Source organism: Microbulbifer variabilis ATCC 700307 (assembly GCF_000380565.1).
Classification (GTDB): domain Bacteria; phylum Pseudomonadota; class Gammaproteobacteria; order Pseudomonadales; family Cellvibrionaceae; genus Microbulbifer; species Microbulbifer variabilis.
Genome location: NZ_AQYJ01000027.1, coordinates 278569 through 292684, shown reverse-complemented (window position 1 = coordinate 292684; position 14116 = coordinate 278569). Strand labels below are relative to the sequence as shown.

The 14116-nt window shown below is 51.4% G+C and carries 12 protein-coding genes; 3 read left to right on the top strand and 9 right to left on the bottom strand.

From position 1 onward, the window contains the following. Window positions 1-36: 36 nt before the first annotated feature. The 9 genes from G367_RS0114475 to def form a co-directional block, all read right to left on the bottom strand. Window positions 37-1224 carry an ABC transporter permease gene (locus tag G367_RS0114475; protein WP_020413862.1) on the bottom strand — a complete coding sequence of 396 codons (1188 nt, stop codon included), beginning with the start codon at window positions 1222-1224 and terminating at the stop codon, window positions 37-39. A 74-nt stretch (window positions 1225-1298) separates the two neighbouring features. Continuing rightward, window positions 1299-2459, bottom strand: a complete 1161-nt coding sequence (locus G367_RS0114470; protein WP_020413861.1) for an ABC transporter permease — start codon at window positions 2457-2459, stop codon at window positions 1299-1301. Next, window positions 2456-3151: an ABC transporter ATP-binding protein gene (locus G367_RS0114465; RefSeq protein WP_020413860.1), complete on the bottom strand. Its 696-nt coding sequence runs from the start codon at window positions 3149-3151 to the stop codon at window positions 2456-2458. The genes G367_RS0114470 and G367_RS0114465 overlap by 4 nt, the downstream gene beginning before the upstream one ends. A gap of 48 nt (window positions 3152-3199) precedes the next feature. Then, window positions 3200-4234 carry an efflux RND transporter periplasmic adaptor subunit gene (locus tag G367_RS0114460; protein WP_020413859.1) on the bottom strand — a complete coding sequence of 345 codons (1035 nt, stop codon included), beginning with the start codon at window positions 4232-4234 and terminating at the stop codon, window positions 3200-3202. 98 nt (window positions 4235-4332) lie between these two features. Then, window positions 4333-5784: a TrkH family potassium uptake protein gene (locus G367_RS0114455; RefSeq protein ID WP_020413858.1), complete on the bottom strand. Its 1452-nt coding sequence runs from the start codon at window positions 5782-5784 to the stop codon at window positions 4333-4335. Window positions 5785-5869: 85 nt separating this feature from the next. Further along, window positions 5870-7255, bottom strand: coding sequence for a Trk system potassium transporter TrkA (gene trkA, locus G367_RS0114450; RefSeq protein WP_020413857.1), 1386 nt, complete (start codon window positions 7253-7255; stop codon window positions 5870-5872). Window positions 7256-7285: 30 nt separating this feature from the next. Beyond that, complete coding sequence (rsmB, locus tag G367_RS0114445) at window positions 7286-8593, bottom strand: 16S rRNA (cytosine(967)-C(5))-methyltransferase RsmB (RefSeq protein WP_020413856.1); 1308 nt, start codon at window positions 8591-8593, stop codon at window positions 7286-7288. Next, window positions 8590-9549 (bottom strand): methionyl-tRNA formyltransferase, encoded by a 960-nt coding sequence (fmt, locus tag G367_RS0114440; protein ID WP_020413855.1) that lies wholly within the window; start codon window positions 9547-9549, stop codon window positions 8590-8592. The genes rsmB and fmt overlap by 4 nt, the downstream gene beginning before the upstream one ends. Before the next feature lie 63 nt (window positions 9550-9612). Then, window positions 9613-10119 carry a peptide deformylase gene (gene def / locus G367_RS0114435; protein WP_020413854.1) on the bottom strand — a complete coding sequence of 169 codons (507 nt, stop codon included), beginning with the start codon at window positions 10117-10119 and terminating at the stop codon, window positions 9613-9615. A 182-nt stretch (window positions 10120-10301) separates the two neighbouring features. Here def and G367_RS0114430 point away from each other — a divergent pair, with 182 nt between their 5' ends. The 3 genes from G367_RS0114430 to G367_RS0114420 all read left to right on the top strand — a co-directional run bounded on the left by G367_RS0114430 (window position 10302) and on the right by G367_RS0114420 (window position 14056). Then, window positions 10302-11372 carry a LysM peptidoglycan-binding domain-containing protein gene (locus G367_RS0114430; protein WP_020413853.1) on the top strand — a complete coding sequence of 357 codons (1071 nt, stop codon included), beginning with the start codon at window positions 10302-10304 and terminating at the stop codon, window positions 11370-11372. Window positions 11373-11442: 70 nt separating this feature from the next. Continuing rightward, the gene (gene dprA / locus G367_RS0114425; protein ID WP_020413852.1) at window positions 11443-12585 is read left to right on the top strand and encodes a DNA-processing protein DprA; all 1143 of its coding nucleotides are present in this window, start codon (window positions 11443-11445) and stop codon (window positions 12583-12585) included. Window positions 12586-12835: 250 nt separating this feature from the next. Further along, window positions 12836-14056: a tetratricopeptide repeat protein gene (locus G367_RS0114420; RefSeq protein WP_157533529.1), complete on the top strand. Its 1221-nt coding sequence runs from the start codon at window positions 12836-12838 to the stop codon at window positions 14054-14056. Window positions 14057-14116 lie beyond the last annotated feature (60 nt).

Genomic DNA, 14116 nt, shown 5'->3' with positions numbered 1-14116 from the left:
TGTGGCAGCCCTATCTAAGTGATTGTCGGACTGGTTTCAGGCAGCGTGACGAAATGCCACTATCACTGGCATACGCGCTGCGCGCCAAGCAGGGAAAAAGCCGCTGACAAAGCCGATCGCCAGAGCCAGTATAGCGCCCTGCAGGAACAGGTCCGGCGACATCTCAAAGCTGAATACCACTTGAGTGAAGCTACCACCCAAGGTTGAGGTATTCAGCCCATCGAAGAAGACAAATGCAGCTAGTGAGCCCAGAAGTCCACCCGTTACTGCCAGTACCATGGCCTCGGCGATGGTGCCGCAAAAAGCTGAAAAGTTGCTAAAACCCAAAGCGCGTAGTGTGGCAATTTCCTTTGCGCGATCTGCAACAGATGTATACATGGTATTAAGGGCCCCGGCGAGGGCACCGAGAGCCATTACCGCGCTGATAATCCAACCGAAAGTGGCTATGTACTGCAGTTGTTTGCCCTGGCTGGCAAAGTACTCCTGCTCTGTCTGCACCTCCAGATTTAAGCGTGGCTCTCGCTCAATACTATCCTGCAATGGCTTTATGTCGCTGTCATTTTGCAGCTTTGTTCGGATTGACTGGTAGCTATTTCCGCGATTGTAGTGGCTCTGAATAGTTTTTATGTCCGCCCAGAGTTCGCTCTCAAAAATATTACCTCCTGTGGAAAAAACACCAACGACTTTCCACAGGTTCTTGCCAAAACGTACTTCCTTTCCTATTTCGAAGCCATTGAACTCCCGCAGCACGCCTGCTCCCACAACCATCTCGTTGGTTCCAGGAGTAAACATGCGTCCCTCTACCAATTGCATATTCGTGCGCATATCCATGCCGGTCTTGTTGAGTCCGCGCAAAGGAATATTCGCCTCGGTACCACTGGATTTCTTAATACCATCGACAATCACATAGAGCTCTGGTGAAACCAGTGGACCATTGGCATCGCGGGCTACTCCAGCTGATTCCCCGATAAGATTGACCTGATCCTGCAAGATTACTGAATTGAGCTCGGTTGATGAGCCCTCCCGCATAAGGATAGCGATCTGGCTTGAGCCTGCTCCGCGCATGGTCTCCTCAAAGCCTTTGGCCATGGCGAGAAATGCCAGCAATATGGCTACTACAACTGCCGAGGCCAGTACCATGGCTAAAGACATCCACAGGCGCCGGCGCAGGCTGCCAAGATTCATGAGGGTCACTGAGACTATTTGTGCAATAAGAGAACCCATTATTTTCCCTCCATATAGGAGTTTTGCTGCGATTCGTAAAAAAGAAAAGACAGCGAAGCCGAGTATCAGCTGATTTATTGTTGACGGTTAAATGCCGTGACGATGTTTAGGCGCAGAGCATTAAATGCTGGCAGTAACCCGGTAATTAACCCTAGTAAAAGCATAAATACCAGCGCTTGCAGGGCGATATTTCCGTCCAGAATCAGGTTGGGTAGAAACCTGGCAAGGAAAGTTTTAACACCCTCGACCAGCAACCAGGCTGCGGCAAGACCCGAGAGTCCACCGACCAGCGCGACCAGCATGGATTCCGAAAGCACCATACGGAAAATTCTGCTACTGGAAAAACCTAAAGTTTTCAACACAGCAATCTCCCCGGTGCGTTCGCGAATAGCCAGTGCCATGGTGTTGCCGACCACAACCAGAATGGTGAAGAAAGCGGTAAATACAACTGAGAAAATGATCAGTCCAATATTTCCGATTTGTTCAATAAAAGCCTTATTAAAGGCCTTTTCAGTGCTGGTATCCGTTTCATTTTGAGAGTTGGCAAAAGTATCATCAATAGTTTTCGCCACTTTTTCATTGAGGGAAGAATCTTCAGTGGTAAGGGCCATCCAGCCGATCCAGTCACCACCAAATGTTTGGGTTTCCATAAAATACTTATAGTGGAAAAGCATCTGACGTGTATCGTATTGTTCAGTATCCCCTTTAAAAATTCCGGATACTACAAACTCCCAGGTGTAGCCACCGTCTTTGTGGGTGAAAATATTGGAGGAAATTGGAATCCGATCACCAATTTTCCAACCATAAATTTGCGCGAGTTTTTCACCGACTAAAACGCCCTGACGATTGTTGAACCAGGCCCGCTTTTGGTCTTCGGGAACAACAACTTCCTTGTAAACCCTTAGGTAAGATTCTGGTTCCACTGCCATAGAGACTACTTGTCTTGCCGGTTCCTGGTAATAGCCGCCAAACCAATTAAGATGGGTAACGTCCTTTACCCCCTCTACTGCGGCAACTTTTTGGTAGTACGCAATGGGTAGCGACTTGGTAAAATTTATACGATTAAAAACCACTAAACGATTGTCTGCAGAAAGTTCCACACTGGAATTTAGTGCGGTTTTTAAACTGGTAACCGCGCCAAAAATCAGAAAGGCAATAAATATGGCAAAACATGTGAGGAAAAGCCGTAGAGGCTTTCTCGTCATGTTTTTATAAATTAAATAAAATTCGTTCATGCCACTATTTCCCTCTGCACAAATTGCCCTTTATCGAGATGCAGGGTGCGTTTGGCGTATTTGGCTGCAGCGGGGTCGTGGGTGACCATGACGATAGTTTTTCCATGGTCGCGATTTAGCAACTGCAACATTTCCAGGATTTCATCGGCAGTAGCACGGTCCAGATCTCCTGTGGGTTCGTCACACAATATCAGTTTGGGATCGGAGACAATTGCGCGGGCGATGGCCACTCGTTGCTGTTGACCACCGGACATCTCGCTAGACATGTGTTTGGCGCGATCGCTCAACCCCACAAGAGCGAGTGCTGTTTCCACATTTTTACGTCGTTGCGCTTTAGATAGCTTGGTCAGCATTAGTGGCAGCTCCACATTGCGCTGCGCATTCAGCATTGGCATTAAATTGTAGAACTGGAAAATAAAACCAATATTTTCCGCTCTCCAGCGAGTCAGGGCGCCTTCGCTAAGAGAATCAATACGTGTACCGTCAAACCAGACCTCGCCACCACTGGGTTGATCAACACCGCCTAACATGTTTAGCAGAGTGGTTTTACCGGAGCCGGATGGCCCCATGATAGCGACAAAATCCCCCCGATCTATGGTCATGTTGAGGTCGTCAAAGATAGAAATTTTCTCTTTGCCTTTGACAAAATTTTTACTGACGTTCTTTAATTGAAACAACACATCTTCTGACATCTAAAAATCCCTCTTAATATAAAATGAATGGTGATGTCGCCTGTGCCGCTAGATAGCCAATTCCTCCCCGGCCAGGAACCCAACTTTGACACCCATATCCGGCAGGATACGAGGGTCTTTGTCATCAATACCAATACGTACCCGCACAGTGGCCTTGGCGCGATCGGCGGTTGGAATAATGGCAATTACTGTTGCTGGAATATTCCATTCCGGGTAGGCGTCCAGATTGGCATTTACCCGCTGTCCAGCAGATACGCGGCCGATAAATGCTTCATTGACGTCTACTTCGATCTCCAGTGAGTTCATGTCCACGATGGTACAGATGCCTGTGCGGGTGAAGCCACCGCCAGCAGAGCTGGGGGCGACAATTTCACCAGGCTGCGCATTTTTTTGTGTGACGATCCCGGTGAAGGGGGCGCGAATAGTGTGATCTTCCAGCCGTTCGCGCTGACGTTCGGCTTCGAGTTTAGCGACCTCAATGTTGGCTCGGGCACTTCTTAAGTCGGCCCTGAGGCCCTCCGCACTTGCCTGGCTCTGGGTAAGCTGCGCTTTGCTCGAATAGTTCTTATCGCGCAGTCCCGCAAAGCGCTGATACTGTCGTTCGGCTTCTTTTAGTTTGGCGCTGATACTGGCTTCCTGGGCTTGCAGCACCTCTATCTGGGCTAAGGCAAAATCCAAGCTGACCCGTGCTTTTACATCATCGAGACGTGCCAGCACCTGGCCCTCACTGACTTGCATTCCCTCCTCGACATCCACACTGCTGATCAGGCCCATCACTTCTGCAGATACCGTGGCCATGCGCCGTGCTGTAATGTAGCCGGACGCATTGAGGACGGTTTCCATCCTTGCGGGGGAATTGTGTGTAGGTGCTGATGCAGTGGAGTTTTCTGGTCGAGCTTGCACTGGTGACTCAGGGGGCTGCTCTTCCGTCAGTAAGTTACCAGCGGCAAATCCTATTACCAGGCCGGCAATGGTGCCAATAGAGGCCGCCAAAAGGGTTTTCCGCGGTGATGAAGGTATTTCTTGAGCCGCATCCCGGTCAATTTTTAACTGACCGAGCAACTCACTGGTGTTTCTGCTCATACAGCCATGTTCTTATTCGTTACTTCCTGTAGAAGATAACTTTGGCAGAAACTAAAAAATATTGCTATGCGTCAAGCGTCCAAGGAGACGGGGCAATTTTAATGGCGCCAGAAAGCCGGAGTCAGTAGTACCAGCAAGGTGAAAATTTCCAGGCGGCCCATCAACATGGCGAGGATCAGGAACCACTTTGCCACCTCATTGACGGAGCCATAATGGGAGGCCGCATCCCCGAGCGCGGGTCCGATATTACTGAGGCAGGAGGCTACGGTGGTCACAGAGGTAACAAAATCCTCGCCGGTGGCGATCACAATAATTGAGAGAATAAAAAACGACAGCACATAGACGGCAAAGAAACCCCACACGGCATCGGTTACGCGGTCGGGTACGATTTTGCGGTTGATCTTAATGGGGATCACCGCATTGGCATGTACCAGGCGGTTTAGCTCGCGCATGCCGGATTTCATGATCAACATGCCGCGCACGGCCTTGATACCACCAGAGGTGGAGCCGGCACAGGCGCCGAGAATCCCTAGGAGTAGCAACGCATAGGGAAGGAATACCGGCCAGGCTGAGAAGTTTTCAGAGGCAAAACCCGCAGTAGTACTGATTGAGACCACCTGGAAAAAGCCGTGTAGCAGGCTGTTTCCGGGCGAGAAAATATTCAATATCCACAGGTAGCAACTGATCAGCAAGCCGGCGCCCAAAATAAGCATCACGTAAAAGCGAAATTCGGAGTCGCGCCAGTAGTGCTTTATGGTTTTGTTACGAAAGGCGTAAAAGTGCAAGCCGAAGTTGATCGCTGCGGTAAACATGAAAATGATACAGATCACCATGATCGCGCGGTTGTGGGCGTAAAAGCCCATACTGGCATCATGGGTGGAAAAGCCGCCGTTGGCTACGGTTGAAAAGGCATGGCCAACGGCGTCAAAAACGGTCATGCCGGCCCACCAGTAACCGATACCACACAGGATAGTGAGGATTACATAAATCACGATCAACGCTCGCGCCGTTTCGGCGATACGCGGTGTTAATTTGGTGTCTTTCACCGGTCCGGGAATTTCCGCTTTGTATAACTGCATGCCACCAATACCGAGCATGGGCAGGATAGCCAGCGCGATAACAATTACGCCGATGCCACCAAACCACTGCAATTGCTGGCGGTAGTAAAGGATTGCTGGAGGCAGAGTGTCCAGGCCGGTAATTACCGTGGCACCAGTGGTTGTCAGTCCGGAAATCGATTCGAAAATCGAATCGGTAATACTCAGGTCTGGCTGTGGGCTGATAATGAAGGGCAGGGAACCAAAACTACCAAGGATCAGCCAAAATAGCGAAGTCACCACAAAGCCATCCCGTGTACGTAGATCCTGGCGCAGGTCATGCACAGGTAGCCACATAAACAGACCGGTAATCAGGGTAATAGCAAAAGCGGCAATAAAGGCACTGTGGGTGTCGTCGCTATACCATAGGGACACCACGATAGGCGGCAGCAGTGTCAGGCTGAACACCGTCAGTAGAATTCCAAAAACTCGCGCAATTACCGCTATTCGCATTGGCGCCTATTAGCCTGTTATCTGTAGTTTCTTTATGTGGACGAAAGGAGTAGTGATCGCCGGAGTTATAAATCGAATTCTGGCTTTAGAAAAAGCCGAAACCCACCTGGAACAGTTGTTCCACATGGCGTGTCTGGCGGCGATCTACCAGAAACACAATTACATGATCGTCACTTTGCACAATCACATCATCATGGGCCATCAAAACTTCACTGCCATTTTCTGTCTCACGCACAATGGCTCCGATAGAAGCGCCATCGGGAAGGTCGATGTCCTCAATTTTTTTACCAACTACCTTAGAGGTGCGTTCATCACCATGGGCGACAACCTCAATGGCTTCAGCTGCACCGCGGCGCAGGGAGTGGACATTAACCATGTCACCACGACGCACATGGGTAAGCAGGCTACCGATCGTATTTTGCTGTGGTGAAATTGCAATATCGATCTCACCACCTTGTACCAGGTCGACATAAGCACGGTTATTGATGAGGGTCATTACCTTGCGCGCGCCGAGCCGTTTAGCCAGCAGTGATGACATGATGTTAGCTTCGTCATCATTGGTGAGGGCGAGGAACACATCCGTATCCTCGATATTTTCCTCCAGCAACAGTTCCTGGTCAGAGGCACTACCGTGCAAAATAATGGTGTGGGAAAGCTCTTCGGACAGGAAGATACAGCGCTCGTGGCTCTGCTCAATAATCTTGACTGAATAGCGGTTTTCCAGCTTGGTGGCAAGACGCAGGCCGATATTGCCGCCACCGGCAATGACTACGCGTTTGTAGCCGTGCTCCAGACGGCGCAATTCGCTCATTACTGCACGAATATCAGCGCGCGCAGCGATAAAGAATACTTCGTCACCGGCTTCGATAACTGTGTCACCCTGAGGAATTATGGGACGGTTGCGGCGGTAGATGGCCGCCACCCGGGTATCCACCTTTGGCATATGTTCGCGCAGGTAGCGCAATTGGTGCCCCACCAGAGGGCCGCCCTGTACCGCTAATACCGTAACAAGCTGTACTCGGCCATCGGCGAAGTCCAGTACCTGCAGTGCGCCGGGGTGTTCCATCAAGCGTGCAATATATTCTGATACCAGTTGCTCCGGACTAATCAGGACATCAATAGGAATGGCCTGGTTATCGAACAGCTCTGGGTGACGCAGGTAGGAAGAGGCGCGAACCCGTGCAATTTTAGTGGGTACGCGAAACAGTGAGTGTGCAATCTGGCAGGCCGCCATATTGGTTTCATCGTTGTTGGTCACTGCCACCAGGATATCGGCATCTTCAATACCTGCATCCATCAGTACGTCAGGATGAGAGGCGTGGCCGATAACCACGCCGATATCGATACGATCACGAAGCTCGCGCAAGGTTTTCTCGTCGCTGTCCACCAGGACAATATCGTTGCGTTCTGAGGCCAGGGCCTCCGCCAGTGAGCCGCCCACCTGGCCGGCGCCGAGAATGACAATTTTCATATCGGATGAGACTCGCGGCCCGCGCCGCTGTTATTCGGCTTTGCTCAGCAGAGCGTAGTAGAAACCGTCGCCGCCACTGTTCTGGGGCAGAAGCTGTATCCCCACAGGCTGCTTTTCTCCCCAGGACTTGCCGTTTAGCAGTTCAGGAGTATTGTCGCTCGCATCTACAGTCTCCGCAATGAAAGCCGCGACAACTTCACTATTTTCCGTTGGTAGTACTGAGCAGGTAGCATAAACCAGGCTGCCACCGGGTTTCAGCAGACCCCAGCTGGAGCGTAATATCTCACCCTGCAGCCGAGCCAGTTCGGCAATATCCTCATCGCGTCGTAATAATTTGATATCTGGGTTGCGGCGGATCACACCAGTGGCGGAGCAGGGGGCGTCGAGCAGGATACGATCAAATTGCTGCCCATCCCACCAGGCCTCTGGTGCGCTCGCATCAGCACAGATTAACTGCGCACTCAGTCCACAGCGGTCGAGGTTCTCCCGCACACGATCAAGGCGATTTTCCTCGATATCCAGTGCGCTTAGCTCAATAGTGGGCTGTTGTTCCAGCAGGTGGCAACTTTTGCCGCCCGGTGCCGCACAGGCGTCAAGCACCTTCTCGCCAGGTAGAGGATTGAGCAGTAGCGCCGCCAATTGAGCAGATTCATCCTGCACGCTAACCAGCCCTTCTGTGAAGCCCGGCAAAGCGCCCACCGATACCGGCTCAACCAGGGTGATACCAACTGGTGATACCGGGCAGGGTTCTGCGGATAGGCCGGTTTCAGCAAGCTGCTGCAAATAATCCGCACGGGAAATTTTGCACGTATTTACCCTCAGGGTCATAGGAGGGTTGGCGTTGTTGGCACGGAAAATTCCTGATGCCCGATCTGGCCAAGCGGCTTTGATACGTTGTTGTAGCCATGCAGGGTGTATGGAGCTGAATTGGGGGTTGCCGGATAGTTTGCGCTGTAGTTGTTCGCTGTTGCGTAGTGCATTGCGCAATACGCCGTTAATCACCCCGGTAGCTCGATCCAAGCCCAGACTGCGCGCGGCGTTTACCGTAGCTGAAATAGCCGCATGATCGGGAATACGAGTGTATTCGAGTTGATATAGGCCCAACAGAATCAAAGCGCTGACCAGGGTGTCTCCGGGCTTCCTGCGCAGCAGCTTGGCCGCGATTAATTGCAGTCGCGGTGCGTAGCGGGCGCTGCCGTAACAGAGTTCGCGTAGGAGTGCGCGGTCGCGCTCCTCTACCTTGTCTTCGGCCTTTGGTAACAGGCGTGCCAGCGAACCCTGCTCTTCCAGTAGGGCGGCGATAATTCGAGCGGCTTCGGCGCGTACATCTCTACTCATCGTATTGTTTCACCCAGCAGCGTGCCTGGGGCGAACTGCTCTCGATAGCCTTTCAGGATTTCTGCTGCCGGTAGGGCCTTTTTGCCAGGCAGTTGCAGGAGTTGTAGGCGCAGGGCCTCGCGGCCACAGGCAACCAGGATACCTTCATCATCGCTGGCGAGGATAGTGCCGGGTGCCTGATCGTGACAGCCGCGCTCTAGTGCGGCACTGTAAATACGTAACCGCTGCTCGCCTTTTTTATCGAGGTAGGTAGTCCAGGAAACCGGGAAGGGGTTAAAGGCGCGGATCTGTCGTTGCAGCTCCTCTGCGGATCGCCGCCAATCTAGACGTGCCTCTTCCTTGGAAATTTTATTAGCATAGTTGGCCTGGTTTTCATCCTGGATTTCTGGCTTGGCTGTGCCGGAAGCCATTTTTGTCAGGGCTTCAATCAGGGCAGGACCGCCGAGCTCTGCCAACTTGTCGTGCAGACTTCCGCCAGTCTCATCCTGTTCAATGGCACAATGGCGTTCCACTATAACCGGCCCTGTATCAAGGCCAGCCTCCATTTGCATAATGGCCACGCCACTCTTGAGGTCCCCAGCTTCTACCGCGCGCTGTATGGGCGCGGCACCGCGCCAACGTGGCAATAGAGAAGCGTGTACATTGACACAGCCCAAACGGGGGGTATCCAGAACCGCCTGGGGAAGAATCAGGCCATAGGCCACCACCACCATTATGTCTGCGCGTAAAGATGCAAGTTCGGCCTGGGCATCTTTGTCGCGCAGGTTCGGTGGTTGGTACACTGGAATATCGTAGGAAAGGGCTAATTGCTTGACCGGGCTGGACAGCAGCTTCTTGCCCCGACCCGCCGGCCTGTCCGGTTGGGTGTATACGGCAATGACATTGTGCTCACTATCTAGTAGCGCTTGCAGATGCACGGCGGCAAAGTCCGGCGTGCCGGCAAAAATGATATTCACTGGCTGATTCTCAAATCGGAGGAAATAGCTGGCGCCGGATATGCCGGCGGCCAGCCTTCTTTATCAGGCGCGTCGGCGCTGGGATTTTTCCAGCTTGGAGCGAATGCGGTTGCGCTTGAGTGGGGAGATGTAATCCACGAACAGTTTGCCATCCAGATGGTCGACTTCATGCTGGATACATACTGCCAATAGTCCCTCTGCTTCAATGGCAAAGGGTTCACCATTGCGATCCAGGGCCTTGATCCGCACTTTACGCGGGCGCTCCACGGTCTCGTAGAAGCCTGGCACGGATAGACAACCCTCATCGTACTGGTGGATTTCCTCTTCCAGTACTTCGATTTCCGGGTTGATAAAGCCGAGTGGCTCGCTTCCATCCTCGGATATATCCACCACCACAATGCGCTCCTGCACATTGACCTGGATAGCGGCGAGGCCGATGCCGGGTGCGGCATACATGGTTTCAAACATGTCGTCCAGCAACTGGCGATGTGCATCGGTCACTTCAGCGACCGGTTTTGCGACCTCGCGTAGACGAGGATCGGGAAATTCCAGTATCTCGAGTTTAGCCATAACACCTGTGACAAACTTCTAGTATTCGTTGAACGTGCGCTGATAACATTATGATCGCGCTCAATATTTACCGAGTGGACCCCTGATTTCCGCTGGCGCTTTGCGCCCGGGTCCGGTTACTTTCCACCAGAGAGTAGCCCGGCGCTGAGAATTATAGCGATAAAGAGCATAGGAATGCTTCCATGAAAAAAATAATCCTGGCCGCTGTTTCGATGCTGGCGGTTGCCCTGGGCACTGAAGCCCAGGATCAGGTACGCCTGAACCCCAGTCATCCCGATGCTTATGTAGTGCAGAAGGGCGATACCCTGTGGGATATCTCCAGTGAGTTTCTGGTACAGCCATGGTATTGGCCCGAGATCTGGCAGGTAAATCCTCAAGTGGAAAACCCGCACTTAATCTACCCCGGCGACAGCTTGCGCCTGGTATATGTGGATGGACAGCCTCAGTTACAGCTCCAGCGCGGTCCACGGGCTTACCAGCTGTCACCAGGAGTGGATGGCAGTCGCCTGACGCCCCAGATCCGCCGTGAAGCGGTAGAAAATGCTATCCCTGCGATTCCTCTTGATGCAATAAATGCTTTTCTCTCGCGTACCCGTATCGTTGAACCCAACGCTTTTGAAGGTACGCCCTATGTGGTGTCCGGTTCCGATAACCATATCCTGATGGGCGCTGGAGATACCATTTATGCACGCGGTGACTTCGAGGCCCCCTTAGCCTCTTATGGTCTATACCGTCCCGGACCGGTTTATGCCGATCCTGTCAGTAATGAAACCCTTGGTCGCCAAGCGTTGGGTATCGGGGAAGTTGACCTGCTGCAGTTGGACCCGGATAGCCTGCCTGGATTCTCAGTAGCCACTTTGGGAGTGGCCAATACGGCTCGCGAGATTCGCCTGGAAGATCGCTTGATGCCGGTAGAGGAACGCTCAATCGAAGCATTATTTCATCCCAGTGCTCCAGCTCTTCCCATAGATGGATTGATTGTCGGAGTGGATGAAGGAGTTACCCAGATCGGTAAGTTCGATGTGGTTATCCTCAATCTGGGAGACCGCGATGGCATAGAGCCGGGCAATGTTATGGCTGTTTACAAGCGCGGCTCCGTTGTTCGCGATCGTATTGTCGGTGACAGTGTGAAATTGCCTGATGAACGCGCTGGTGAGATGATGGTATTTCGCACCTTTGAAAAGATGAGTCTCGCCCTGGTGCTTGAGGCAGAGCGCCCCCTGGCTGTGATGGATCTGGTGCGCAACCCTTAACGTAGCCCTATTCTCTGCGGCGGATCTTGCTGTTTGGACCGCCGCTCAACCAAAAAACAGAGTAAACGGCATGGATGCGTTAACCGCAAGCATGGCCCTACTACGCCTAGAGGGCATAGGCCCCGCCCGATATTGGCAATTGCTCGAGCACTTCGGTTGCCCGCTTCAAGCCTTGCAGCAACTCCCCAATACCCTGTTATCTAAACTCCCAGCACGAGCTCGATCCCAGTGGTATGAGTTCACCCGATTGCAGGCCCAGAGTGCCCTAATCAGTTGGGTTGAAGAAGAGCGTGCTCGCTGCGTAGAGAATGGGATTCATTTAATGTGTTATGGGGATACTGATTATCCAGTTCTATTAAGTGAAACTTCCCGACCACCTCCGGTACTTTATCTTCGCGGCAGGACAGAAAACCTTTGCTTGCCACAGATTGCTATTGTGGGTGCCCGCCGCGCTACCAGCGCCGGCTTGGATAATGCTCGCGCGTTTGCCGCAGAGCTCGCCACTGCCGGTTTCGCAATCACCTCTGGACTTGCCCTGGGGGTAGATGCGGCGGCGCATCTCGGAGCCCTGTATGGAGGGGGGACAACTATTGCAGTGTTGGGAAGCGGTGTGGACCGAATCTACCCTCGTCATAACCAGAGGCTGGCAGGGGATATTCTCGAAAGGGGCGGAACGATTCTCAGTGAGCTGCCTTTGGGTAGTAGTGCCGAGGCCAAAAACTTCCCTCGCCGCAACCGTATTATTAGTGGGCTTTCTATGGGGGTGTTATTAGTTGAAGCTGCGTTGCGTTCCGGCTCCCTAATTACGGCGCGCTTGGCACTGGAGCAAAACCGAGAAGTGTTTGCCATTCCTGGCTCGATTCACAATCCGATGGCTCAAGGCTGCCACCACCTGATCAGGCAGGGCGCGACTTTGGTTGAGACCAGTGGCGACATCGCCTCCCAGTTGGGGGGGCTACTGTCAGAGCCTGTTTCAGCGGAAAAAAACCGTGAAGTATTAGAGGGGCGCCAACAGGTTATTGTGGATGCCCTCGCTGGCGGCCCCCGCAGTATTGAGCAACTGGCTATGGATAGTGGGGAAGGTTCGGGGGAGTTGATGGGGTTGTTGTTACAGTTGGAACTGGAGGGGCTTTTAGAAGAATTACCCAGTGGTTATCAGCTAACTGCCCGCGGTTCTGCTTGCTGTAGGTTGGCTGAGAAAGATCTAACTTAAAATGAAGTTGCTTGCCGATGCAGTGTAGCCATTTATTCAACAGGTAAAGTGCGAAATTGAACACTTGCAATGAATACGTTGGGTGGGTGCTGGACTGTACAAATAGTCATGGTCTTTTCTGCCGCAGGTTGGTCCAGCTGTGGTGAGTAAATGTAATTAATCTGATATTAACAATAAATTATCCTGACTTTTATGATAAAAATGTATTTCATGTTTTATGTATTTTGAAAATACGTAGAAGGACAAAACTATGAAAATACAATTTATAAGAATAATTATCCTTCTAATAATGATGCTGGGCTTGGCTGCATGTGCAGTGCAGCCCTCGATCACCGATTCTTTGCCACCACAAAACTTCACAAAAGAAAATTTACTCTCAGGTGCTGTTCTTTTGGGGCACCCGGTATCAGATACCGATCTTCCCGATATAGATATTTTGGCAGTGAATGATGAGATGCGGTTGCTTTTGGGGTCGGTCGATGGTGTAACCGATAGTGATCGCCTTAATACCCTGGTTGGAAGTTTACAAGGTAACAATTTCTCAATTTATTATGATGCTGATGCCACCCTAGAAGCTTCTAAAGTATTTGAAGAGCAGCGGGGTAACTGTATGGCGTTTAGTGCCTTTATGGTTGCTATGGCTCGAGAACTGGATATAGACATAAAATTTAATGAGGTGTTTATACCAGAAACTCGGTATTTTGAAGGTCAGCATACTTTTGTTTACCAACACATCAATGTCATTGCCGATGTTGGAAATGAGCACCGTGTCTTGGATTTCAATTTTGTTGATTACACTCCAGCCTATCGCCAAAAAACACTTGGAGATGATGAAGCATTTGCCAGATTTTATAGTAATCTGGCGATGGACTTTCTTTCTAAGCGAGATATAAATCGGGCATTTATTTACTTACGCAAAGCCTTATCCTTGTCTCCCGATGCGTCAGACCTTTGGAATAATTTGGGTGCAATCTATCGCTCTGCGGGGTATTCAGACCAAGCTGTCGATGCCTACGGGGTATCTCTTGGACTGGATAATACTAATTTGATTGCCCTGAGTAATTTGGAGAGAGCACTCAGAAACCGCAGTGATTTTGATTTGGCGAATATTCTCTCTGAGCGGCTACAGGGGTATCGAGAACAAAATCCCTACTACTGGTATGGCATGGCCTTGGCTGCCTATAAACAAGAGCACTTTGAATTGGCACTCAAGCGGGCCAAGGACGCGATCTCTCTGGAAAGAGCTGATCACCGTTTTCATTTTCTCCTGGGGATGGCCCGCTTCAAGGTTGGTGATGGTGGCTACCGGAAGAGTTTCAGGCAAGCGTTGACCCTTTCGGTAACTGATGGGGATCAAGAACGTTACAGGAAAAAACTGGATACTCTCGGAATAAGAGATATAAAGCCAGTATCTTCGATTGGAAGGGTCAGACATCCAGAAACCACACGCCCATGGTGGTGGAACCCGTGAGTCAGGCGTGGCTCTAACCAGGTAAAACTGGAAGAGGCTCATTTCGGCAAAACAAGGATG

Excerpts from the sequence above, each read along its gene's own strand:
- G367_RS0114475 (WP_020413862.1), bottom strand. The coding sequence starts at position 1,224 with ATGGGTTCTCTTATTGCACAAATAGTCTCAGTGACCCTCATGAATCTT.
- G367_RS0114470 (WP_020413861.1), bottom strand. The coding sequence starts at position 2,459 with ATGAACGAATTTTATTTAATTTATAAAAACATGACGAGAAAGCCTCTA.
- G367_RS0114465 (WP_020413860.1), bottom strand. The coding sequence starts at position 3,151 with ATGTCAGAAGATGTGTTGTTTCAATTAAAGAACGTCAGTAAAAATTTT.
- G367_RS0114460 (WP_020413859.1), bottom strand. The coding sequence starts at position 4,234 with ATGAGCAGAAACACCAGTGAGTTGCTCGGTCAGTTAAAAATTGACCGG.
- G367_RS0114455 (WP_020413858.1), bottom strand. The coding sequence starts at position 5,784 with ATGCGAATAGCGGTAATTGCGCGAGTTTTTGGAATTCTACTGACGGTG.
- trkA (WP_020413857.1), bottom strand. The coding sequence starts at position 7,255 with ATGAAAATTGTCATTCTCGGCGCCGGCCAGGTGGGCGGCTCACTGGCG.
- rsmB (WP_020413856.1), bottom strand. The coding sequence starts at position 8,593 with ATGAGTAGAGATGTACGCGCCGAAGCCGCTCGAATTATCGCCGCCCTA.
- def (WP_020413854.1), bottom strand. The coding sequence starts at position 10,119 with ATGGCTAAACTCGAGATACTGGAATTTCCCGATCCTCGTCTACGCGAG.
- G367_RS0114430 (WP_020413853.1), top strand. The coding sequence starts at position 10,302 with ATGAAAAAAATAATCCTGGCCGCTGTTTCGATGCTGGCGGTTGCCCTG.
- dprA (WP_020413852.1), top strand. The coding sequence starts at position 11,443 with ATGGATGCGTTAACCGCAAGCATGGCCCTACTACGCCTAGAGGGCATA.
- G367_RS0114420 (WP_157533529.1), top strand. The coding sequence starts at position 12,836 with ATGAAAATACAATTTATAAGAATAATTATCCTTCTAATAATGATGCTG.